20 protein-coding genes are annotated in these 22778 nt (G+C 58.3%); 11 read left to right on the top strand and 9 right to left on the bottom strand.

Features of this window, described 5'->3' with window-relative positions; translation table 11 throughout:
• Nucleotides 1–116 precede the first annotated feature (116 nt).
• Nucleotides 117–851, top strand: coding sequence for a sulfite exporter TauE/SafE family protein (locus tag AC1RPZ_RS16695; RefSeq protein ID WP_493138139.1), 735 nt, complete (start codon nt 117–119; stop codon nt 849–851).
• On the opposite strand, the gene AC1RPZ_RS16700 is transcribed toward AC1RPZ_RS16695, so the two are convergent.
• The gene (locus AC1RPZ_RS16700; RefSeq protein WP_493138140.1) at nt 841–1695 is read right to left on the bottom strand and encodes a LysR substrate-binding domain-containing protein; all 855 of its coding nucleotides are present in this window, start codon (nt 1693–1695) and stop codon (nt 841–843) included. The genes AC1RPZ_RS16695 and AC1RPZ_RS16700 overlap by 11 nt on opposite strands.
• A gap of 97 nt (nt 1696–1792) precedes the next feature.
• Here AC1RPZ_RS16700 and AC1RPZ_RS16705 point away from each other — a divergent pair, with 97 nt between their 5' ends.
• Both AC1RPZ_RS16705 and AC1RPZ_RS16710 read left to right on the top strand, forming a co-directional pair.
• Nucleotides 1793–2014: a DUF1127 domain-containing protein gene (locus AC1RPZ_RS16705; protein ID WP_493138141.1), complete on the top strand. Its 222-nt coding sequence runs from the start codon at nt 1793–1795 to the stop codon at nt 2012–2014.
• Between the two features lie 64 nt (nt 2015–2078).
• A complete protein-coding gene (locus AC1RPZ_RS16710) occupies nt 2079–3323 on the top strand; it encodes a winged helix-turn-helix domain-containing protein (protein WP_493138081.1) in 1245 nt (414 codons plus the stop codon).
• An 81-nt stretch (nt 3324–3404) separates the two neighbouring features.
• Here AC1RPZ_RS16710 and AC1RPZ_RS16715 read toward each other — a convergent pair whose 3' ends face one another.
• Entirely contained in the window at nt 3405–4751 is a 1347-nt protein-coding gene (locus tag AC1RPZ_RS16715; protein ID WP_493138082.1) for a class II 3-deoxy-7-phosphoheptulonate synthase, read from the bottom strand.
• A gap of 156 nt (nt 4752–4907) precedes the next feature.
• Between AC1RPZ_RS16715 and AC1RPZ_RS16720 the strand changes: the two genes are divergently transcribed.
• Nucleotides 4908–5663 (top strand): spermidine synthase, encoded by a 756-nt coding sequence (locus AC1RPZ_RS16720; protein WP_493138083.1) that lies wholly within the window; start codon nt 4908–4910, stop codon nt 5661–5663.
• A 105-nt stretch (nt 5664–5768) separates the two neighbouring features.
• On the opposite strand, the gene AC1RPZ_RS16725 is transcribed toward AC1RPZ_RS16720, so the two are convergent.
• Nucleotides 5769–6560 (bottom strand): crotonase/enoyl-CoA hydratase family protein, encoded by a 792-nt coding sequence (locus AC1RPZ_RS16725; RefSeq protein WP_493138084.1) that lies wholly within the window; start codon nt 6558–6560, stop codon nt 5769–5771.
• Nucleotides 6561–6982: 422 nt separating this feature from the next.
• Here AC1RPZ_RS16725 and AC1RPZ_RS16730 point away from each other — a divergent pair, with 422 nt between their 5' ends.
• Nucleotides 6983–8656, top strand: coding sequence for a DEAD/DEAH box helicase (locus tag AC1RPZ_RS16730; protein WP_493138085.1), 1674 nt, complete (start codon nt 6983–6985; stop codon nt 8654–8656).
• 106 nt (nt 8657–8762) lie between these two features.
• Here the strand turns inward: AC1RPZ_RS16730 and AC1RPZ_RS16735 are convergent, their stop codons facing one another.
• Nucleotides 8763–9530, bottom strand: a complete 768-nt coding sequence (locus AC1RPZ_RS16735) for a DODA-type extradiol aromatic ring-opening family dioxygenase (protein ID WP_493138086.1) — start codon at nt 9528–9530, stop codon at nt 8763–8765.
• 103 nt (nt 9531–9633) lie between these two features.
• Between AC1RPZ_RS16735 and AC1RPZ_RS16740 the strand changes: the two genes are divergently transcribed.
• Nucleotides 9634–10299, top strand: a complete 666-nt coding sequence (locus AC1RPZ_RS16740; protein WP_493138087.1) for a thiopurine S-methyltransferase — start codon at nt 9634–9636, stop codon at nt 10297–10299.
• 61 nt (nt 10300–10360) lie between these two features.
• On the opposite strand, the gene htpX is transcribed toward AC1RPZ_RS16740, so the two are convergent.
• Together htpX and AC1RPZ_RS16750 are read right to left on the bottom strand one after the other, a co-directional pair.
• A complete protein-coding gene (htpX, locus tag AC1RPZ_RS16745) occupies nt 10361–11248 on the bottom strand; it encodes a protease HtpX (protein WP_493138088.1) in 888 nt (295 codons plus the stop codon).
• Nucleotides 11249–11561: 313 nt separating this feature from the next.
• On the bottom strand, nt 11562–12773 hold the full coding sequence (locus tag AC1RPZ_RS16750; protein WP_489111775.1) for a pyridoxal phosphate-dependent aminotransferase: 1212 nt from the start codon (nt 12771–12773) through the stop codon (nt 11562–11564).
• 224 nt (nt 12774–12997) lie between these two features.
• Here AC1RPZ_RS16750 and msrB point away from each other — a divergent pair, with 224 nt between their 5' ends.
• From msrB to AC1RPZ_RS16765, 3 genes are all read left to right on the top strand, one after another.
• Entirely contained in the window at nt 12998–13393 is a 396-nt protein-coding gene (msrB, locus tag AC1RPZ_RS16755) for a peptide-methionine (R)-S-oxide reductase MsrB (protein ID WP_493138089.1), read from the top strand.
• A gap of 103 nt (nt 13394–13496) precedes the next feature.
• Complete coding sequence (locus AC1RPZ_RS16760; protein ID WP_262117121.1) at nt 13497–13982, top strand: glutathione peroxidase; 486 nt, start codon at nt 13497–13499, stop codon at nt 13980–13982.
• Nucleotides 13979–14440 (top strand): MarR family winged helix-turn-helix transcriptional regulator, encoded by a 462-nt coding sequence (locus AC1RPZ_RS16765; RefSeq protein WP_493138090.1) that lies wholly within the window; start codon nt 13979–13981, stop codon nt 14438–14440. Before AC1RPZ_RS16760 ends, AC1RPZ_RS16765 begins: the two co-directional genes overlap by 4 nt.
• Here AC1RPZ_RS16765 and AC1RPZ_RS16770 read toward each other — a convergent pair.
• Nucleotides 14424–16751, bottom strand: a complete 2328-nt coding sequence (locus tag AC1RPZ_RS16770) for a hybrid sensor histidine kinase/response regulator (protein WP_493138142.1) — start codon at nt 16749–16751, stop codon at nt 14424–14426. The two genes, AC1RPZ_RS16765 and AC1RPZ_RS16770, sit on opposite strands and share 17 nt — an antisense overlap.
• 166 nt (nt 16752–16917) lie before the next feature.
• Between AC1RPZ_RS16770 and AC1RPZ_RS16775 the strand changes: the two genes are divergently transcribed.
• Complete coding sequence (locus tag AC1RPZ_RS16775) at nt 16918–17808, top strand: ATP-binding protein (RefSeq protein WP_493138091.1); 891 nt, start codon at nt 16918–16920, stop codon at nt 17806–17808.
• Nucleotides 17805–18287, top strand: coding sequence for a GAF domain-containing protein (locus AC1RPZ_RS16780; RefSeq protein ID WP_493138092.1), 483 nt, complete (start codon nt 17805–17807; stop codon nt 18285–18287). Before AC1RPZ_RS16775 ends, AC1RPZ_RS16780 begins: the two co-directional genes overlap by 4 nt.
• A gap of 55 nt (nt 18288–18342) precedes the next feature.
• Here AC1RPZ_RS16780 and AC1RPZ_RS16785 read toward each other — a convergent pair whose 3' ends face one another.
• Entirely contained in the window at nt 18343–21972 is a 3630-nt protein-coding gene (locus AC1RPZ_RS16785; protein ID WP_493138093.1) for a transporter substrate-binding domain-containing protein, read from the bottom strand.
• 8 nt (nt 21973–21980) lie between these two features.
• A complete protein-coding gene (locus AC1RPZ_RS16790; RefSeq protein WP_493138094.1) occupies nt 21981–22607 on the bottom strand; it encodes a response regulator in 627 nt (208 codons plus the stop codon).
• Between the last annotated feature and the right edge of the window lie 171 nt (nt 22608–22778).

The following is a 22778-nucleotide window of genomic DNA, read 5'->3' on the forward strand; positions in this document are numbered from 1 at the left end:
CCGGCCGAGGACGCACGCGGCAGGGTTTCGACGTTACTGCGCGTTTCCCTGCGTGTGCCGACTGCGTAGGATGCGAGGCCTGATGTGAAGGGGAGTCGTCAGTGATTGAGTTAGTGATGTATCTGGTGCTCGGCGCTGCGCTGGGCACTGTAGGCGGTGTGTTCGGGATTGGCGGTGGTTTGATCGCGATTCCCGCGTTGGGTGTGTTGTTCGGTCTGGACCAGCAAATTGCCCAAGGCACGGCGCTGGTGATGGTGGTGCCGAACGTGATGCTGGCGCTATGGCGCTATCACCAGCGCAATCGCATCGAACTGCGCCACGCGTTGCCATTGGCCTCGATGGGTTTCTGCTTTGCCTGGATCGGCTCGATCTGGGCGGTGGGCATTGATGCGCAGGTGATGCGCATCGGTTTCGTGGCGTTCCTGATCGCCTTGTCGGTCTACAACCTGCTGCGCATGTTCATGGCTACTGCGCCGGCCGCGTCGCAGATGCGTTACTCGTGGCCATGGTTGGGTGTGCTGGGCGCAGCATCGGGGACCATGGGCGGGTTGTTCGGCGTTGGCGGTGCGGTGGTGGCGACGCCGGTGCTCACCAGCCTGTTCGGCACCACGCAAGTGGTGGCTCAAGGGTTGTCACTGGCGCTGGCCTTGCCCAGCACCGGTGTCACGCTGGTGACCTATGCGGTCCATCATCAAGTGAACTGGAGCATCGCACTGCCCATGGCGGCGGGCGGGTTGCTGAGCATCAGTTGGGGCGTGAAGATCGCCCACGCCATGCCAGAGCGTTTACTGCGCGGGTTGTTCTGCGGCTTTCTGGTGCTCTGCGCGGTGATGCTCGCCTTTAAAGTTTGAAGCCTTCGACAATGTGTTCCGCCAGGCATTCAGTGATGGGCGAAGGGTTGTTCAGGTTGCGCACCAGCATGATGCTGGCCTCGGGCAGCAGTGGCAGACCTTCGGCTTCGCCCAGAATGCGCATGTCCGCAGGGATCAGGCTTTCCAGTTGTGCGGTGACGGCCAATCCGGCGCTGACCACGGCCATCAGTGCTGACAAACTCGAGCTGTTATAGGCGATGCGGTAATCGCGGCCTGACGCGTCCAGCGCATTGCAGGCCCAAATCCTGCAAAAACAATCACTGTTGAACATCGCCAGAGGCAGCGGGGTCTGCTCGTTGGGGCTGAAGCATTGCGCTTGTGCCCAGACAAATCGCTCCTTGCGCAGCAGTTGGCCGATCTCGCTGCCGGGTTCGCGGGTGACGATCGACAGGTCCAGATCCTGGCGCAGCAGCAGTTGCTTGGACGACTCGCAGTGAACTTCGATCTGGATCAGCGGGTAGGCCTGGGCAAAGCGCGAAAGGATGCCCGGCAGGAATCGCATGACGTAGTCATCCGGGGTGCCGATGCGCACTGTGCCGACCATGTGTGGCTCACGCAGGGTGTTGAACACTTCGCTGTGGAGTTTCAGGATTCGCCGGGCATAGCCCAGCAGCACCTGACCCTCGGCGGTCAGCTTCACCTGGCGGCCGTCGCGCTGAAACAACTGGCGTTGCAGCACGTCCTCTTCCAGCCGTTTCATCTGCATGCTCACCGCCGATTGCGTGCGATTGACCAACTCGCCGGCGCGGGTGAAACCACCCTGATCGGCAATGGCAACGAAGGTGCGCAGGACTTCCGTATCGATACTCGGGTAGTGGCTCAATTCATCAATCTCCGAGATGTATTGCATAAGAAACATTCGTTGGATTGATCTTAGCTCCGGCGCGAGACTTCAGTCATCTACAACGGAGGGCAAGATGATGAAAGGTCAAAAAGGTTATGTACTGGCGCACAGGTTTTCATTCCACGGTTTCTCACTGCGTCACTTGTGGAAGAAAGTCAGCGGCTGGTACGAGGTCCACCGCGAACGTGAACTGCTGGCCAGCATGAGCGACGAAGCACTCAAGGACATGGGGCTCAGCCGTGCCGATGTCGAGCATGAAGTCGTCCGGCCATTCTGGGATGACCCGATGCACAAATGAGTACCGAACCGCTACACAAGAAGCTTCACACTGAGGTAGTTTGCGAGCAGACAAGGAGATGCACATGCCCGCAGAACTGTCCTTATCTCTCAAACAGGCTCGGCGTCTGGCGCTGGCCGCCCAGGGATTCTCCGGGCGTCAGCCGCCAGCGGCGATCAAGCCCGCTCAGCTCAACCGTCTGATCGAACGCTTGGGCATTCTGCAAATCGATTCGGTCAACGCACTGGTGCGCTCGCACTATCTTCCGCTGTTCTCGCGTCTTGGCAACTACTCCGCCGACTTGCTCGACCAGGCCGCCTGGGGCCAGGGCCGACGTCGCACGTTGTTCGAATACTGGGGGCATGAAGCGTCGTTGTTGCCGCTGTCGATGTATCCCTTGATGCGTTGGCGCATGCAGCGTGCGGCGCAAGGCGAGGGGATTTATCAGCAGCTGGCGTGTTTCGGTCGCGAACAGCAAGACACTATTCGCCGCGTCCTGGCCTCGGTCCAGGAGCTGGGTGCGCTCGGTGCCGGCAGTTTGTCGACACGCCAGGAGCGGGCCGGTCCATGGTGGGACTGGAGCGCTGAAAAGCATGCGCTGGAATGGTTGTTCGCGGCCGGCGAAGTGACGGTGGCGGGGCGTCGCGGCTTCGAGCGTCTTTACGATTTACCGGAGCGGGTGATTCCCGAATCGATTCTTCAGCAACCGCTGCTCGGCGAAACCGAGGCGCAACGCGGTTTGCTGTTGCACGCAGCCAGCGCGCTGGGTGTCGGCACGGAAAAGGATCTGCGCGATTATTTTCGTTTGAGTCTGGCTGAGTGCCGCAATGGTCTGGCCGAGCTGGTTGAAAATGGCGAGTTGCTGATAGGCGAAGTACAGGGCTGGAAGCAACCGGCGTACTGCCTGCCGGTCCCAAAGGTGCCGCGCAAGGTTGAAGTCAGTGCGTTGCTTTCGCCGTTTGATTCGTTGATCTGGGAGCGTAGTCGAACCGAGCGATTGTTCGATTTTCGCTATCGGTTGGAAATTTACACGCCACCCGACAAACGGGTTTATGGCTATTACGTGCTGCCGTTTTTGCACAATGAACGAATTGCCGCGCGGGTTGATCTTCGAGCGGAACGGGCGTTGGGCCGGTTAGCGGTGCATGCGGTGCATGAAGAAGAGCCGGGACTGGATGACGCGGGGATGCAGGCGTTAGCGGCGAATCTGCGGCAGATGGCCGATTGGTTGGGGTTGGAACAGATTCAGTTGAATTGCCCAAGGGCCAGTGCGGCGCGGTTGAGGGTGGCATTGGCGGGTCTTTTCGCGGATAAACCGTCTCTCTCGTAGGAGCTGCCGCAGGCTGCGATCTTTTGGCTGCCTTGAATCAAAACAAGATCAAAAGATCGCAGCCTGCGGCAGCTCCTACACTCAGCGCCGAACCTGCTTCAGCGTCTCGGCAATCAGGAACGCCAACTCCAGCGACTGATCGGCATTCATCCGTGGGTCGCAGTGGGTGTGGTAACGATCCGACAAACCATCTTCGGTAATCGGTCGTGCGCCGCCGATGCATTCGGTGACGTTCTGCCCGGTCATCTCGATATGAATGCCGCCGGCATAGGTGCCTTCAGCTTTGTGGACCTGGAAGAACTGCTTCACCTCGCCGAGGATCTGCGCAAAATCCCGGGTCTTGTAGCCGCTGCTGGCCTTGATGGTGTTGCCGTGCATCGGATCGGAACTCCAGAGCACCTTCTTGCCTTCGCGTTCCACCGCACGGATCAATTGTGGCAGATGGTCGCCAACCTTGTTCGCGCCCATGCGTGCGATCAGGTTCAGGCGGCCCGGATCGTTGTCCGGGTTGAGCACGTCGATCAGGCGAATCAGCTCTTCGGTGTTCATGGTCGGGCCGACCTTGACCCCGATCGGGTTGTTCACCCCGCGCAGGAACTCGACATGAGCGCCGTCGAGCTGACGCGTACGGTCGCCGATCCATAGCATGTGCGCCGAGCAGTCGTAGTAATCGTTGGTCAGGCTGTCGCGGCGCACGAAGGCCTCTTCATAGTTCAGCAGCAACGCCTCGTGGGCGGTGAAGAAACTGGTTTCGCGCAGTTGCGGCGAGCTGTCCATGCCGCAGGCACGCATGAAGGACAGGGTTTCATCAATGCGGTCGGCCAGGTGGCTGTACTTTTCGGCCAGCGCCGAGTTGGCGATAAAGTCCAGGTTCCATTTATGCACTTGATGCAAATCGGCAAAACCGCCCTGGGCAAAGGCGCGCAGCAGGTTCAGGGTCGCGGTGGACTGGTGATAGGACTGCAACAGGCGATCCGGGTCCGGCACGCGGCTCTTTTCGTCGAAACCGATACCGTTGACGATGTCACCTCGGTAAGCCGGCAACGTCACGCCGTTGATGGTTTCATCATTGGCCGAACGCGGCTTGGCGAATTGCCCGGCCATGCGCCCGACTTTTACCACTGGGCAACCGGCGGCGAAGGTCATGACGATCGCCATTTGCAGCAGGACTTTGAAGGTGTCGCGGATTTTCGCCGCCGAGAACTCGGCGAAGCTTTCCGCACAATCGCCGCCTTGCAGCAGAAACGCCCGGCCCTGAGTCACCTCGGCAAACTGACGGCGCAACTCCCGGGCCTCACCGGCAAACACCAGTGGCGGATAACTGGCCAGGCTTTGCTCGACCTGCCGTAGATGTGCGGCGTCGGGGTAGTGCGGTTGCTGCTGGATCGGCAGGGCGCGCCAGCTGTCAGGGCTCCAGGGTTGGCTCATCATGGACTCTAGTGTTTTACGGTCGGACGTTCATGTTATCAGCAATTAGTGCGTGACCTGTTCCCGAAGCTTGGCGGACAATCGCGCCTTTGCCGCGCCAAGCGGAACGAATGATTGCGTTGCCGGGGATCAGCCCGACAACGACCAGGAGACGAAATGACTGAGGAGCGCGTCGAGCATCTGCTCGCCGAGGTGCACGATGAATTCGGTATGATCCGGGTGTTGGAAGTGGCGGATTATCGTTTTCTCGAATTTGGCGATGCCATCGAGCAGAGCTGCGTGTTCACTGCCGACCCGAGCTGGCTCGAGTACGACTACACCCGCGCGATGCTGATTGGTGCGCTGTGCCATGAACAGCCGGAAAGTGCGCTGTTTCTCGGTCTGGGTGCGGGCACATTGACTCAGGCGTGCCTGAAGTTTTTACCGCTGGAAGACGTCGAAGCGATCGAGTTGCGCCCGGACGTGCCGCGCCTGGCCATCGAATACCTGGGGCTGGACGACGATCCTCGACTGTATATCCGCATCGGCGATGCCCTTGAGTTGCTTCAGACGGCTGAACCGGCGGATCTGATATTCGTCGATCTTTATACCGACGTCGGTCCGGGTGTCGGTCATTTGGCCTGGGGCTTTCTGGAAAACTGTCAGAAACGCCTGAATCCGGGCGGCTGGCTGGTGATCAATCAATGGGCCACCGATGACGGAAAACCGTTGGGCGCAGCGTTGTTGCGGGGGCTTTACCATAGGCATTATTGGGAGCTGCCGGTGAAGGAGGGCAACGTGATTCTGATCGTGCCATCCGACCTCGACCAGGAACTGGACATGCAAGGCCTGACCGCCCGCGCCGAAGCGCTGGCGCCACGGTTGGGCTATTCGTTGCAGTCGCTGATCAAGGCGATTCGCCCGGCGACCTGAAGAAACTCCCGTAGGAGCTGCCGCAGGCTGCGCTCTTTTGATCTTGATCTTCAGCGCGCTTGAAGACGCCAAAAGATCGCAGCCTGCGGCAGCTCCTACAGAGTGTCAGTGCCCTTTGAAGATCCCGGGGCGTTTCTCGATCAACGACCGCACACCTTCCTTGGCGTCTTCGCTGTTGAGCAGTTTCTTGACCAGCGGTGGCAAACCCAATGCCGCCGCTGATTCGCCCTCCAGATGGGCCTGACGTGCGGACTGCAAGGTCGCCTGAACCCCCAGCGGCGCCTGCCGGGCAATACGCTCTGCCAACTCGATCGCACGAGGTAACAGGTCTTCGCTGGCCATCACTTCTTGCACCAACCCCAGACGCAAGGCTTCGTGGGCATCGAATTCATCTCCGGTCAGCAGCCAGCGCATGGCATTGCCCCAACCGGCCACCTGATGCAGGCGCAGGGTTGCACCGCCAAAGGGGAAGATGCCGCGCTGCACTTCCATTTGTGCAAAACGGGTGTTGCTGGCGCAGAGGTTGATATCGGCGGCCAGCATTAGCTCGATGCCGATGGTCAGGCAATAGCCCTGAGCCGCAACAATCACCGGTTTGCTGACCCTGGGTCCGACGAACACCCCCCACGGGTCGCAACCGCCGGTCGGGGCTTGCCAGCCTTCGGCCAGCGCAGCGCTGACATTCGCCAGGTCCAGCCCGGCGGTAAAGTGCTCGCCATGACCGAACACCACCGCGACGCGGGCCTCGCTGTCGGCTTCGAACTCGCCATAGGCCAGGCTCAGCGCATTGAGCAGATCGAGGTCAAACGCATTGCGCTTGGTCACCCGGTCCAGCCCGATCAACAGGACATGACCGCGCCGTTCACGGGTGACACGACTGCAATCAGGTTGATTCATGGGGGTATTTCCTCGGGCGGGGAAGGGGGCTCAGACCGAAGGTCAGGGCCTGAAAGATGAACCGTTTAAGCGTTATGACCAACAGGGCCGGGCCTTTGAAAAATAGACCGTCACGCGATTATCCGCAAAGCCTGTGACACAACGGTGTATGCGGGTTTTTTCCGACAAATAAAGCTCCCTTTTTTTGCGAATTCCGGTATAGTGCGCGCCGGTCTTTAGCCAGGCCGCGTTTAGGTAGCGCAATTCCCCGAAGTCAGCTTCGGCTGCACGTCCGCACAGCGGACTCTTCCTTGACGAATCTTTTTCATTCATTCGTTTTCGCAAATCCCCGCCGACAAAGCAGCCAGGGCGACTCTTGAGTCTTACACGGCATGCGCAGCTTTGGAGCATGGGTCTTTGCGGATGCACTTAGAGGCAGACCCATGACCCAGGAAACCGGCGGCTTCGCCGCTTTTAATCTTAATCCGAATATCCTTGCAGCCGTCATCGCGACTGGCTACGAAGAGCCTTCGGCTATTCAGCAGCAATCGATCCCGATCATCATGGCCGGTCACGACATGATTGGTCAGGCGCAAACCGGTACGGGTAAAACCGCTGCGTTCGCCCTGCCGATCCTGCATCGCATCGATCCTGCTAAGCGCGAGCCGCAAGCCCTGATCCTGGCGCCAACCCGTGAGTTGGCGCTGCAAGTAGCAACCGCTTTCGAAACCTACGCCAAGCAAATGCCGGGCGTTACCGTTGTGGCCGTTTACGGCGGCGCGCCGATGGGCCCGCAACTGAAAGCAATCCGTAATGGCGCACAGGTCGTTGTCGCCACTCCGGGCCGTCTGTGCGACCACCTGCGTCGTGACGAAAAAGTACTGGCGACTGTGAACCACCTGGTTCTCGACGAAGCTGACGAAATGCTCAAACTGGGCTTCATGGACGACCTCGAAGTTATCTTCAAGGCCTTGCCGGCAACCCGTCAGACCGTATTGTTCTCAGCCACCCTGCCACAGTCGATCCGTGCCATCGCCGAGCGCCATCTGCGCGATCCGCAGCACGTGAAGATCCAGACCAAGACTCAGACCGTTACCGCGATCGAACAGGCTCACCTGTTGGTTCACGCTGACCAGAAGACCTCGGCTGTATTGAGCCTGCTGGAAGTGGAAGATTTCGACGCACTGATCATGTTCGTGCGTACCAAGCAAGCGACCCTGGACCTGGCCAGTGCCCTGGAAGCCAAAGGCTACAAAGCCGCTGCGCTGAACGGTGACATTGCTCAGAACCAGCGTGAGCGCGTGATCGAATCCCTCAAGGATGGCCGTCTGGACATCGTTGTGGCGACCGACGTTGCTGCTCGTGGTCTGGACGTTCCGCGCATTACTCACGTTTTCAACGTTGATATGCCGTACGACCCAGAGTCCTACGTTCACCGTATCGGCCGTACTGGCCGTGCCGGTCGCGAAGGTCGTGCACTGCTGCTGGTGACTCCGCGTGAGCGCCGCATGCTGCAAGTGATCGAGCGTGTAACCGGTCAAAAGGTTGCTGAAGTTCGCCTGCCAGACGCTCAAGCCGTTCTCGATGCACGCATCAAGAAACTGACCAACAGCCTGTCGCCGCTGGTTGCCGATGCCGAATCGACTCACGGTGATCTGCTGGATCGTCTGACTGCCGACATCGGTTGCACCCCGCGTGCACTGGCCGCTGCGCTGCTGCGCAAGGCTACCAATGCTCAGGCTCTGACCCTGGCTGCGATCGAGAAAGAACGTCCACTGGTGCCGAACAATGCACCGCGTGGCGATCGTCCAGAGCGTACCGGTGATCGTCCGGACCGTGGTGACCGTGAGCGTCGTGCTCCGATCCCATTGGCCGAAGGCCGTGCTCGTTGCCGTACCGCGCTGGGTGCGCGTGATGGTATCGCTGCCAAGAACCTGCTGGGCGCCATCCTCAACGAAGGAGGTCTGGCTCGCGAAGCAATCGGTCGTATCCAGGTGCGTGACAGCTTCAGCCTGGTCGAGTTGCCGGAAGATGGTCTGGAGCGTCTGCTGACCAAATTGAAGGACACTCGCGTTGCCGGTAAGCAGCTGAAACTGCGTCGCTATCGCGAAGATTGATCCGCTCTCGGGCTGATTGATCGCACATAAAAAATCCCCGACTGGTTCGGGGATTTTTTTTGCCTGCTTTTTTGTGTCTGACCTGGGGGGCGACTCGGTGTATCGGTCAGCCGAAACGATAGATGTCCATACCCAATGCACCCATGGTGAAGCCTTGGTGGGCGATGCTGAAATCGGCACCGGCGCCGCGGGCAAAGTACAGCGGCAGCAAGTGTTCGTCGCTGGGATGGCTGCGCACGGCATTCGGGGCTTGCTGGCGATAATCGTGCAGGGCGGCTTCGTCGTTTGCAGCGAGCTTTTCAATGACCCAGTCGCGAAAGGCCTTGGCCCAGGGTTCGACGCTTTCCGGGCCGGCATGCCAGTCCAGTTCGCGCAGGTTGTGCGTGATGCTGCCGGAACCGATCAATAGCACGCCTTGTTCACGCAGGTTCGATAAGGCTCGTCCGACGCGGGTTTGCAGGGCAGGGCCGAGACGACTTGGCAGCGACACTTGCACCACCGGAATGTCGGCCTGGGGATACATCAGTGACAGCGGCACCCAAACACCATGATCGAACGGGCGCTGGTTATCGAGCTGTGCCGGCAAGCCGTCAGCCTTGAGTAATCCGGCGACCTGCGCCGCGAGCTCCGGCTGGCCGGGTGCGGGATATTGCACCGCGAACAGTGCAGCGGGGAAACCACCAAAATCGTGCCAGGTTTCTGGATGCTCAGCGCTGCTGACGCGAAGGTCCTGGCTTTCCCAGTGTGCGGAAACAATCACGATGGCCTTGGGTTTCGGCAACTCGCTGGCCAGGCGGGACAGCGCCGGGCCACTGGCGCCGGGCTCCAGTGCTAGCATGGGTGAACCGTGAGAGATGAACAGGCTAGGGAACATGAATAAGGTCCTGAGCGTTAAGATGAGCTCATCTTCAGTCAGATCATTGATCTAAATCTAATATAAGTTTTAGGGCATATTGATCGAATTTTCGGGGTGATTTATGCAGCCGGAGTTTTGGCAAAAGCGTTGGGAGCTCAATCAGATCGGTTTCCATCAGTCAGAAGTTAATCCTTATTTGCAGTCTTACTGGTCACAGTTGAATCTGACGAAGGGCTCTGGGGTCCTGGTGCCGCTCTGTGGGAAAAGTCTTGATCTCGTGTGGCTGGCGGGGCAGGGACATCAGGTGTTGGGCGTCGAGTTGTCGGAAAAAGCCGTGGAAGAATTTTTCCGTGAGCAGCAACTGACGCCGAAAATCACCGAACGAGGTGCCTTCAAGATCTATCAGGCCGGTTCCGTCGCGCTGTGGTGCGGAGATTTTTTCGGCCTGAGCGCAGACGATGTGCCTGATTGTGCGGCCGTCTATGATCGGGCGGCGCTGATTGCCTTGCCGCCGCCCATGCGCGAGCAATACGCAGCGCACCTGAGCCGGATTTTGCCGGCAGCCTGTGAAGGTTTGCTGATTACCATGGACTACGATCAGGCGCAGCTGGCCGGGCCGCCCTTTGCCGTGACGGATGAAAACGTACAGGCGTTGCTGGGGGAGCGCTGGCAGCTTGAGTTCTGTGAGGCGCGGGACATTCTGGGTGAGAGCTGGAAGTTCCTCCAGGCGGGCGTTACGCGCCTTGAGGAGCGGGTTTATCGGTTAAAGGTGCCAAATATTCCATAAACCGAACGCCCACAAAAAAGGGGCGATCTGATCGCCCCTTTTTTTATCACAGCGGAACCTGTCAGCCGCGACGACGCAAGGCGTCGATACGCTCTTCCAGCGGCGGGTGGCTCATGAACATGCGAGCGAACCCTTGCTTGAGGCCACCGTTGATGCCGAAGGCATTCAGGGTGTCCGGCATGTGCACCGGCAGGCCTTGTTCCGAACGCAGGCGCTGCAGGGCGCCGATCATTGCGCTGGTGCCGGCCAGACGGGCGCCAGCTTCGTCTGCACGGAATTCGCGCTTGCGCGAGAACCACATGACGATCGCGCTGGCCAGGATGCCCAGTACCAGTTCGGCGAAGATGGTCGCGACATAGTAGGCAATACCTTGGCCTTCTTCGTTCTTGAAGATCACCTTGTCGACGAAATTACCGATGATCCGTGCGAAGAACATTACAAAGGTGTTCACCACGCCCTGAATCAGCGCCAGCGTCACCATGTCACCATTGGCCACGTGGCCGATTTCGTGGGCCAGAACGGCTTTCACTTCGTCGGGCGAGAAGCGCTCGAGCAATCCCTGGCTGACCGCGACCAGCGCGTCGTTCTTGTTCCAGCCGGTGGCGAAGGCGTTGGCCTCGTAGGCCGGAAAAATCCCGACTTCAGGCATTTTTATTCCGGCTTCGCGAGACAGCTGCTCGACGGTTTGCAGCAGCCATTGTTCATGGCGAGTGCGCGGCTGGCTGATGATTTGGGTGCTGGTGCTCATCTTCGCCATCCACTTGGAGATGAACAGCGAGAACAGCGAGCCGGCGAAACCAAAGACCGCACAGAAAATCAGCAGCTGATTGAGGTTGAGATCAACCCCATTGGCCGCCATGAACCCGTTGAAGCCGAAAAGGCTCAGGGTGATGCTGGCAATCAGCACGACCGCCAGGTTAGTGGCCAAAAACAGCAGGATGCGCATCATGGTTGTAGAAATCTCCTCATGCTAAATATGTAGCGTACTGCGGGGTATATAAGGTGCCACACCGGGCTATTCAACCGGGTGACTATTTCAAACTGTGTCCTACAGCTGGATTCTAGATGCTTGCAGGGCATTTCTGACGTCGCCTGAAGAGATACTTGGCTGGATTTTGTTTTCACAAGCCCCGCCGCTATTGGGCGTAACCGGCGGTCGCGTAAAACCGCCAGAACTCAAGGCACTGTCGCAGTGGGAGGTTGGAGATGTGTTGCTGAATTAATCGCCGAGGGTCTTTCAGAGGCCCTCGGCGTCATCGCGCTTACTGGCGATAGGACTTGAGGAAGTTGCCGATCCGACCGATAGCCATGTCCAGGTCGTCGACCCGTGGCAGGGTCACGACACGGAAGTGGTCCGGCCATGGCCAGTTGAAGGCCGTGCCCTGGACCACCAGCAGTTTTTCCGAGAGCAGCAGGTCGAGGACGAACTTTTCATCGTTATGGATCGGGCAGACTTTAGGGTCGATCCGCGGGAAGGCGTAGAGCGCGCCCATCGGTTTGACACAGCTGACGCCCGGGATGTCGTTGAGCAGTTCCCAGGTGCGGTTGCGTTGTTCAAGCAGGCGCCCTTGCGGCAGCACCAGATCATTGATGCTCTGATAACCGCCCAGCGCGGTCTGGATCGCATGCTGGCTTGGCACGTTGGCGCACAGGCGCATGTTGGCCAGTATGTCGATGCCTTCGATGTAGCTTTGGGCGTGATGCTTGGGACCGGAAATGGCGATCCAGCCGGAGCGGAAACCGGCAACCCGATAGGACTTCGACAGGCCGTTGAAGGTCAGGCACAGCAGGTCCGGCGCCAGGGACGCGGTGCAGATGTGCACGGCATCGTCGTACAGAATCTTGTCGTAGATCTCGTCGGAGAACACCACCAGGTTGTGCTGGCGAGCCAGCTCCAGCATGCCCAGCAGGACTTCTTTGGAATACACCGCGCCGGTCGGGTTGTTCGGGTTAATGATCACCAGGGCCTTGGTGTTCGGGGTGATCTTGGCCTTGATATCGGCCAGGTCAGGCCACCAGTTGGCTTGTTCGTCACACAGGTAGTGCACCGGATTACCGCCAGCCAGGCTGACCGCGGCAGTCCACAGCGGGTAGTCAGGGGCCGGGACCAGAACTTCGTCGCCGTTGTTGAGCAGGGCCTGCATCGACATCACGATCAGCTCGGAAACGCCGTTGCCCAGGTAGATGTCTTCGATGCCGACACCTTCTACCTGTTTCTGCTGGTAGTACTGCATGACGGCCTTGCGCGCACTGAACAGGCCTTTGGAGTCGCTGTAGCCCTGGGCGGTCGGCAGATTGCGGATCACGTCCTGGAGGATTTCATCGGGCGCTTCGAAACCAAAAGGCGCCGGGTTGCCAATGTTCAGCTTGAGGATGCGATGGCCTTCCTCTTCCAGGCGTTTGGCGTGCTTGAGCACTGGGCCGCGAATGTCGTAGCAGACGTTGGCGAGCTTGTTCGATTTGCTGACCTGCATGGCGATGTGTTCCCGAAAATGAACGATCCAGACGCTGTTTGAACTACCGTACTGGGAATCCTGTGTTTTCACACACGCCTGGCGCCTGGGGTCATCGCACCAAAATCTGTTTGAATGCGGGTAACGCGGCTGCCAGACTGGCGTTTAACGAGGCGCAATCATACGTGCCGCCTGATCCGTGGAAAAGGTACAGATCAGGCTTTTTCAGTTGCAGAGGTATGACGATGGAAAAGTTGGAAAAAACCCTGGAAGAATGGCGTGCGATGCTTGACCCGGAGCAGTACAACGTTTGTCGCCTGAAGGGCACCGAGCGGCCGTTCTCGGGCAAGTACAACGGCATCAAAACCGATGGCGTCTATCACTGCATCTGCTGCAACGAACCGTTGTTCGACTCCAGGGCCAAGTTCGATTCAGGCTGCGGCTGGCCGAGCTTCTATGAGCCGATTGGCGAGAGTGCCATGGTCGAGATCCGCGATATCAGCCACGGCATGATCCGCACTGAAGTGGTCTGCGCCAAATGCGACGCGCACCTGGGACACGTATTCCCGGATGGTCCGCCACCGACCGGTTTGCGTTACTGCATCAATTCGGTATGCCTGGACCTGATGCCGCGCGAATAACCCGATCCCCTACGGGCGGTGATTTTTTGATTGATTAAATTGCACACAATCTAATTGCTCGCTATGTTTAGTGCCTTCCTCGTCTTCCACCGGAGCATGCGCCATGACTGACACCCTGCTGAGTATTCCCTGCACCACCATCAAAGGTGAGCAAAAGACCCTGGCCGATTACGCCGGCAAGGCGGTTTTAGTGGTCAATACCGCCAGCAAATGCGGTTTCACCCCGCAGTACAAAGGTCTCGAAGAACTGTGGCGGACCTACAAGGATCAAGGCCTGGTGGTGCTCGGTTTTCCGTGCAACCAGTTCGGTAAGCAAGAACCAGGCAACGAAGGGGCGATTTCCGAGTTCTGCGAACTGAACTTCGGTGTGAGTTTTCCACTGTTCAAAAAGATCGACGTCAACGGCAGCGATGCCCACCCGCTGTTTGTTCAGCTGAAAAAACGTGCGCCGGGTGTACTTGGCTCCCAGGGTATCAAGTGGAATTTCACCAAGTTTTTGATCGGTCAGGATGGCAAGCTGGTCAAGCGTTTTGCGCCAGCGACCAAGCCACAGGACCTGACCCGCGAGATTGAAGCCCTGCTCAAATGAATGATTTGTCAGCCGATTCGCTGCTGCTCGATAGCCAGCTCTGCTTCAAGCTGTACGCAGCATCCCGAGCAGTGATCCGCGGCTATAAGCCGATGCTCGATCAACTGGGCCTGACTTATCCGCAATACCTGGTGATGCTGGTGTTGTGGGAGTGGCAGCAGAGTGCGCCTGAGCAGCCAACGGTCAAGGCCCTTGGCGAGCGGCTGTCGCTGGACTCAGGGACGCTCACGCCGTTGCTCAAGCGTCTTGAGCAGTTGCAATTGGTCCAGCGTCAACGCTCGGTGCGCGATGAGCGAGAAGTGCACTTGAGCCTGTCGCCGGCCGGGGTTGCCCTGCGCGAACAGGTCGGGCCGCTCAAGGCGCGACTGCTGTGCGACAGCGGTGTCGATCTTGAGCGCTTGAGCGAATTGCGCGGTGGTCTTGACCAACTGCTGGGGCAGATCAAGGCGTTATCGTAGCCGGCACCCACTGTTCAAGCAGGGCGGCCAGTTCCTCGCGACGGAACGGTTTCGCCAGGTAATCGTTCATGCCCGCCGCGCGGCAGCGTTCGCGCTCCTCGGGCATGGCATTGGCGGTCAGGGCAACGATCGGCAGATCCGGCCAGCGTCCACTGCGACGGATCTGCCGGCTGGCCTCGTAGCCGTCCATGACCGGCATGTTGCAGTCCATGAGCACCAGATCAAACTGATGGAGTTCCAGCTGATCGAGCGCCTCGGCGCCGTGGGCGGCGACAGTCACCTTGCAGCCCAACTTGCTGAGCATGCCTTTGGCCACGAGCTGATTGACCGGGTTGTCTTCCACCAGAAGGATTCGCGCTCGCCGCAGGGGGATGGCGCTTGGCTGTTGAGCATCGCTGACAAGTGCGACTGTGTCGGCCTGCAAGGTGCGTCGTAGTGTCTGGTAGAGCGCGTTGCGGGCCAGCGGGCGCGCTTGTTGCTGCAGCGGGGCGAGGGCAGTGGCTTCTTCGCTGGGCATGAAATTGCCGTAGGCGGTCACCAGTAGAATCGGTGCGGTCATGCCCGGACGCAACCCGAACAGACATTCCGGGCAGTCGGTGACCAGCACATCGGGCGACAACCCGATCAAGGACTCGTCGACAGTGCGTTGTTGATACTCCAGACCCCAACCTGGCAGCAGATTACCTAACAGTTCAGCCAGACCACTGCTGGCGGCAGTGATTGCCAGGACCTTGCCTTGCAGGGGGGCGGAGGCGATTGCCGGCGTGTGCCCGGGCAATGGCAGATCGGCGCAGAACTGGCTGCCGAAACCAGGCTCCGAGCTGATGGTGAGACGGCCCTGCATGGCTTCGCAAAGATTGAAGGTCAACGCCAGACCCAGCCCGGTGCCACCGAACTGACGGGTGATGCCGGCTCCGGCTTGGGTAAACGGCTGGAATATCTTGAGCTGGGCGTCTTGTGCGATGCCTATGCCGGTGTCGCACACTTCAATTCTGACGCCGTCTTCGTGGGTGCTCAGGCGCACGTCCACTCGTCCAAAGCGGGTAAATTTAAGGGCATTGGAGAGCAGGTTGCTGACAATCTGCCGAACCCGCGTCGGGTCGCCGAGCACCAGAGACGGGAACTGCGGATCAATCAGGCACGTCAGTTCGACGCTGGGCGCCGCGTTCTGCGACAGCAGGTTGGCGGTGTCTTCGATCAGCGAGCCGAGGTCGAATGGAATACGTTCCAGCTCAAGCTGGCCGGCGTCGAATTTCGACAAATCGAGAATGTCGTTGAGCAGTTCCACCAGTACTTTGCCGGAGTCGTGGGCGATCGACAGTTGCTGGAGTTGTTCGGCATTCAGCGGACCGTCCAGCGAGAGGGCGATCATGCCCAGCAAGCCATTGAGCGGTGTACGGATTTCATGGCTCATGTTGGCCAGAAACACCGAACGCGCCTGGGCCATGTCCAGAGCGGTCTGGCGCGCGATTTCCAATTCTTCGTTCGATACCGTCAATCGGCTATTGATCGCTTTCAGTTCACCGGTACGCGCCGAGACGATATTTTCCAGTTGCCCGAGGTAGTCGGTCAGACGGTTTTCGGCGTTGCGACGTTGCTGGATCTCGGTGGTCATGTTTTCGAATTGCTGGTTGGCCACCGTAACCAGGACGCCGATTTCATCGCTTTCGTGCGCCACCGGACACTCCAGCGGCGGCTGTTCGGCACTGCGTGGGTCGCGTCTGCTCAGTTCGCGGATGACCCGCACCAGCGGTTTGGTGAGCATTACGTAGAACAGCGCCAGCAGAATCCCGGTCAGTATCAGACTGCGGGCAAAGCCGTTGAGCAGTGTGACTTCGGCCCGGCGCAGAAAGCGGCTGCCAAACGCGTAGGTGTCGATATCCAGTTGCAATGTACCGAGGGATTCATCGGGCAGGTGGTCGAGGAACAGGCGGTCCTTGAACTGCCGATTGGCGCCAAACAGAAAGTCGCTGATCGCCCGATAGCTGCCGTTTTGCAGTTCCGGGCGTTTGACACTGGCGAGGATCGTATTGTTGTTATCGCTCAGTTGCGCACTGATGACTGCGGGTGAACGCAGCAGGCCAAGGGTCAGTTCCTGGGCCAGTTCGGCATCGATGTTGTAGGCGATCCGAGACGCCGGGTTATGGCTGATTTCCAGCAGCGACAGTATTTCCCGGTTGATAGAGGCGTCTTCGCTGGCATAATCGATGCCTATTTGGACCAGGCTGAGCAGGGTTCCCAGAATGAAACCGACCAGCACTGTGAACTTGGCTTGCTTGTAAGACAGGCGGTTGGTGAACTTGATATCCATGGTGTGCTGAACCACTTTCGTTTCCCTTCTGGGCGAAGCATAGCCGATCATCAGTGGGTTTCGGCATGACTGACGGGTGAGCGATTATCGCGATATTCCCGGCATTGCGCGCTGCGTTTGGTTTTCTGTCCCCCATCATTACTGTGAATGTGCCTGAGGAGAAGTCGTGGATTCTCGATTGAATGCATTTCTTGAACGCGCCGATGCGGTTCTGGCGCGTATCGAGCCGTTGCTGCCTGCTCCACGTACTGCCATCGACTGGACGCAGTGCCTGGCTGCGCGCTGGCAGCGTGAGGGGCGCAGCGGTTTTTTGTTGCCGCTTGAGGTCAGCCTGGACATGCGACTGTCTGACCTGATCGGGGTTGATAAGCAGTTGGAGCAGTTGGGGCGAAATACCCGGCAGTTTCTCGACGGCATGCCTGCCAACCACGCGTTGCTCTGGGGCGCGCGCGGCACGGGTAAATCGTCGCTGGTGCGGGCCTTGCTGGCTGAGCACGCCAAGGGTGGTTTGCGCCTGATCGAGATCGAGCGCGATCACCTGGCGGACCTGCCACGCGTCGTCGAGCAAGTCGCCAGGCTGCCTCAGCGCTTTGTGCTGTTTTGCGATGATCTGTCCTTCGAGGCCGGTGAGGGCGACTACCGGGTGCTCAAAAGTGTGCTTGATGGATCGCTCGAACAGGCACCGGATAACGTGCTGTTGTACGCCACCTCTAACCGTCGTCATCTGGTCCCGGAAAAAGAGAGCGATAACGAAAACTGGAAAAGGGTCGACGGCGAGCTTCACCCCAACGAGGCGGTCGAAGACAAGATCGCGTTGTCGGATCGATTTGGCCTGTGGCTGTCGTTTTATCCATTTACTCAAGAGCACTTTCTCAATGTGGTCGAACATTGGGTGGGAGCGTTGGCAGGCAAGGCCGGTCTTGAGTGGAAACGTGATGAAGAGCTGGAGATTCTTGCGGTTCGCTGGGCCACCGGACGCGGTAATCGCAACGGACGTTGCGCCTATCAATTTGCCCGGTATTGGGTCGGACTGAAGTTGTTGGAGCACAAGGCATGATCGATTTGCAAAAGAGCGGCGCAGGTCTTGAGGGCTATGGCCTGCTCTGCGCGCAACTGGAGTCGTTGCTGGCGGATGAGTGCGATTTTATCGCCAACGCCGCGCAGTTTTCGGCGTTCTTGTACAACCAGCTCGATGACCTGAATTGGGCCGGCTTTTACCTCAATCGCAACGAGGAGCTGGTGCTCGGACCGTTCCAGGGGCAGATCGCCTGTGTACGCATTCCATTCGGCCGTGGAGTTTGCGGTGCAGCGGCGGCAACTCTTTGCACTCAACGGGTTGAGGATGTGCACGCGTTCGCCGGGCATATTGCCTGCGACAGTGCCTCGAACAGTGAACTGGTGGTGCCGCTGGTCAAGGACGGTCGGTTGATCGGCGTGCTGGACCTGGACAGTCCTTTGCTGGCGCGTTTCACCGTTGATGATCAGGCCGGCATCGAGCAGTTGGCGGCGATTTTCCTGCGTTTGACCGAATGCTGATCTAGCCCGTAGCAGTTGCTGAAGGCAGCTGCTACGAGTTGTTTCAGCGTGGTTTTTACACGTTGGCGTGATGACGGATCTGTCGTTGCAGCGCCTGTTCCAGCTCCAGCATGGCGTGTTCTATGCCTTTGCTGCGGGCCTCGAGCTGGTCCAGACAGAAGCCTTCATGGCACATGCGCTCAAGCGCTTCGCAGCCGTCGATAAGTCTTGATGCCTGGACGATACGGGCCGCCCCTTTGATTTTGTGCGCCACATCGATGAAGGCTTGCGGCCCGCTCGTAGGTGGCAGCGCGAGGAGCTCCTGGCGGTCGAGGCGATTGCTGTTGAGCAGTTCGGCGAGCAAGCGCTGAACCAGTTTTGGATCGCCGCCGGTGAGTAACTGTAAACCGTCCAGGTTAAACGCCTGATCTTCGCTGACCGGCTTGAGAGCTTCCAGTCGCTGGCTCAGTGTCGTCAGACCGATGGGTTTGAACAGGCAATCGTTCATGCCTGCTTGCCGGCATCGCTGTTTTTCTTCTGGTTGAGCATTGGCCGTGAAGCCAAGCACGGTGCAGGGCGGGCGTTGCTCATCGTGCTCAGTCTGGCGAATGGCACGGGTCAATTCGTAGCCATTCATCAGTGGCATGTTGCAGTCCGCAATCACCAGGTCGAAATGGCCTTCTTTCCATGCCTGGAAACCAGCCTCACCGTTGTCGGCCGTGACGGATTGATGCCCCAGAAAGCCGAGCTGCTGGCACATCAGCAATCGATTGGCGGGATGATCATCGACCACCAGCACGCTCAAGGTGACCGAGGTATGCGCGATCACCGGTTGCGGGTTGTCGGGCACCACTGCGTCTGGCAGCGCAGTCATCCGCAATGAAATCCGGACCTGAGTGCCGACCCCTGGCGAACTGGTCAACTGCACGCAACCGCCCATCATTTCGCACAGGTTGCGGCTGATCACCAGGCCCAAACCCGCGCCGCTTCTGGCCAAGTGCCCGGTGTTGTCCGCCTGGTTGAAGGGTTCGAACAACCGTCGCTGATCGTCTTCGCTGATGCCGACACCGGTGTCATTGACCGATAACTCCATTTCCATCCTGTCGGGCTCCAGGGCCGGTTGCAGCGTGACCTTGATCTTGACCTGGCCGTGCTCGGTGAACTTGATGGCATTGCTGATCAGGTTGGACAGTATCTGTTTGAAGCGCAGGGGATCTATCAACACATCGGGTTGTTCAGCGCTGGTGGGGAACTCCAGCACCAGGCTGAGGTTTTTTTGCCGGGCCAATCCGTCGAAGACTCGCACGACCGCTTCCACGGTTTCGCCGAGGTTCACCCGTTCTGGCGCCAGGCTCAAATGGCCGGATTCTATTCGGGCGATATCGAGGATATCGCCAATCAGCTCCAGCAAGTCCTTGGCCGAGCTATAGGCCACCTCAATGGCCGGCCGATCCAGGTGACCCTGATCGGCCCGTTTCAAGGTCAGTTCGAGCATGCCGATTACCGCGTTCATCGGCGTGCGGATTTCATGACTCATGGTGGCGAGGAAGGTGCTCTTGGCGCGATTCGCCTTGTCTGCCTGTTCTTTGGCGGACCTGAGCTCATCAAAAAGCTGCCGTCGTTCGCTGATGTCGATCCAGCCACCAATGATCCCCTGGACCTCACCCGTCGAATCTCGATAGGGAAGAATCCAGTGATAGATCGTCAGTTTTTGCCGGCCAATGTGCAGGGGGCGATCAAGAATCAGCGGGACGCCTTCGGCCACGACTCGCTGGTAATCCGCCTGGTATTCCCTGGCCTCGAACTCATTGCTCATCGCGCCTTGCATGACGTTTTTGCCTATCACGTCCTCGCGTTTGGCGCAAAAAGCTTCCAGGTAACTGTCATTACAGCTTTGCAGCAGTCCTTCGCGGTCGCGTACGTAGAGGGGGTGAGGTGTTCCATTGACCAGCGAGCGCATGAATTCGAACTGGTCATTGAGTGCGCGCTCCGCTTCCTGGCGTTGTTTGATCTGCCTGCGCATGTGGGCATTCCAGGCCAGTGAAATCAGCAACAACAGACCGCTGCCAATCACCAGTTGATAGAACAGGCGATGGTAGTTACGCCAGGTGCTATTGGAGGTGCCCGTGTAGCCGCGCCAGCGACTGTTGATTATTCCCAGTTCATCCGGCGCAATGCTTAGCAGGGCTTTTTCGAGGATGGCGTTCAGTTCGGTAGCGCCGCGCGCGGTCGCCAGTGAAAACGCGGCTTGCTGTGTCCCGATAGTCGCACTGATTTGCAAGGCGTCCTCGAACACTTGCGATGAAATGAAGTAGTTGGCAATCACCAATGAGTTGACGGCGCCCTCTACCTGACCCTTGGCGAGTAACTCTACCGCGCTGAACGTGTCAGGCGTTTCAATCAGCTGGATCGTCGGGTGTTCGCGGCGCAGGTAGTCGAGGAGCGGATTACCTTGAGTGATTGCAAGGCTCTTGCCACTCAGTTGCTCAAGACTGAGTGGGCTGATGGTGCTCTTTCGGGTCAGTAGTACAAATGAGTTTTCCAGGTAGGGACGGGTGAAACTCAGCTGCGCCTCGCGTTCGGTACTGGGAAGAATCGCGGCAATCAGGTCAGCCTGGTTGTCTTTAACCTGTCTGATCATCTCGCTGTCACTTCGGCTGCGGTGAATCTCGAACTGTAAACCGGTTCGAAGCCTGATCAATTCGAGCAAGTCAGCAGTAATACCCCGAAAGCTCTTGTCGGCGTCAAAGAACGTCAGCGGTGCGAAGGCGTCATTGACGACCACGCGAACAACCGGGTGCTGCACAAGCCAGCGCTCCTCACGATGGGTCAATTGCAGTTTGTGGTCCGTCAGAAGGATGTCGCTGCCCGCGCTCCATCGTTTGGCAATGTTTTCCCGCTCGCCCGCAGGTACCCCTTTGAGTACGGCATTGATGATGTCCAGCAGGTTCTGATCGTCCTTGCGCACAGCGAAGCTGAACCCATAGGCCTCATGTTTGCCGAAGTTGGCCATCCGTATGTTCTTCAGATAACCCTTGTTGATCGTGAAGTGGGTTGAAATGGTATCGCCGAGGAACACGTCTGCCTGGTCAAAGGCGACGGCACTGATCGCATTCTGGTAGGACGGATAGGCGGTAATGATTGCCTTGGGGTATAGCGCCTTTACCTCATCCAGCGGCAGATAGTGATAGACCATGCTTAAGCGCATGTCGGCCAGGCCTTCAGTTAATGATCGTTTTTCCGCCTCCCGAGTGACCAGAACCGGTTGATCAATGGCGTAGGGTGCAGAAAGCGCGATGTTTGAGTGCCTTGCTTCAAAACCATTGGCCGTTCCGAGCAGATCGATTTCGCCGTTTTCGAGTGCCTGGATGGCAGCCTCACGGTCGAGGTAGCGACGGACCTTGATCGGCAAGCCCAGGGATTTTGCAAGAATCCCCGCATAATCAGCTGTGAACCCCTCATAGTCGTGGCCGCTGATTGTTAAATCGAAAGGAGGGTAGTCAGGAGCGGAGGTCCCCAGGATCAGTTCGCGTTTATTGTGTATCCACAGCCGTTGTGATTTATCCAGCTGAACGTCCATATGACCTGCGGTTGAGCGGCTGAGCAGTGTGTAGTTGCCGATTCCGGTGTCTGCTACGGACGCGGAGGTGCTCAGGCATAAACCTGCACTCAAATACAATAAATAGTCCTTTAAACACCTGGGCATCCTGTCTCTCACACTAGCGCGTTACGTTTTGCCATCTCGATAAGCTCAACCAAGGATTTGGCCTTGAGTTTCTGCATGAGTCTTTTTTTGTAGGTGCTGACGGTCTTGTTACTGAGGAACATGCCTTTGGCGATTTCCTTGTTGGTACGACCTTGGGCGAACAACTGCAGAACCATCAGTTCGCGATCGTTGACGGTCTTGAACAAGTCCAGTTCTGCGCAGCGTCCTTCATCCCCGCGAACCGGGTTCAAGGCCTGACTGGGGAAGTAGTTGTAACCGGACAGCACGGCCTTGATGGCACTCAGCAGCTCGCTGAGGTCTTCCTGTTTGCAGACGTAACCGGAGGCTCCGGACTGCATGCAGCGGATGGCGAAAAGTGTTGGGCACTGGGCCGTCAAAACCAGTGTTTTCAGCGGAGTACTCATAGCATTGAAGCGGGAGAGCACTTCCAGTCCATCGAGTTTCGGAATACTGATGTCAAGGATGATCAGGTCGGGCATGCATTCGCGAACCATCTGCATCGCATCGACTCCGTTGTCGGATTCACCGACTACTTTGTAACCTTCATGTTCTAGCAACATACGAACTGCAAGGCGAATGACGGGGTGATCGTCGACAATAAAAACTGAGTTCATAATCATGTCCCATACGTGCACAAATAAAGCGAGCACCTTAGCTCAGATAAGGGAGTTGACGCATGAAGTGACGGGCCTGTAGGTGCAATATAGGACATGTCCTACATTAAAAGAGGCAACGGACTACGTGCTAACTAGGCTTGTGAGGAAGAGTGAGAGTATTAGGTCGGT

It is taken from the genome of Pseudomonas sp. GW822-FHT02D10 (assembly GCF_058802345.1).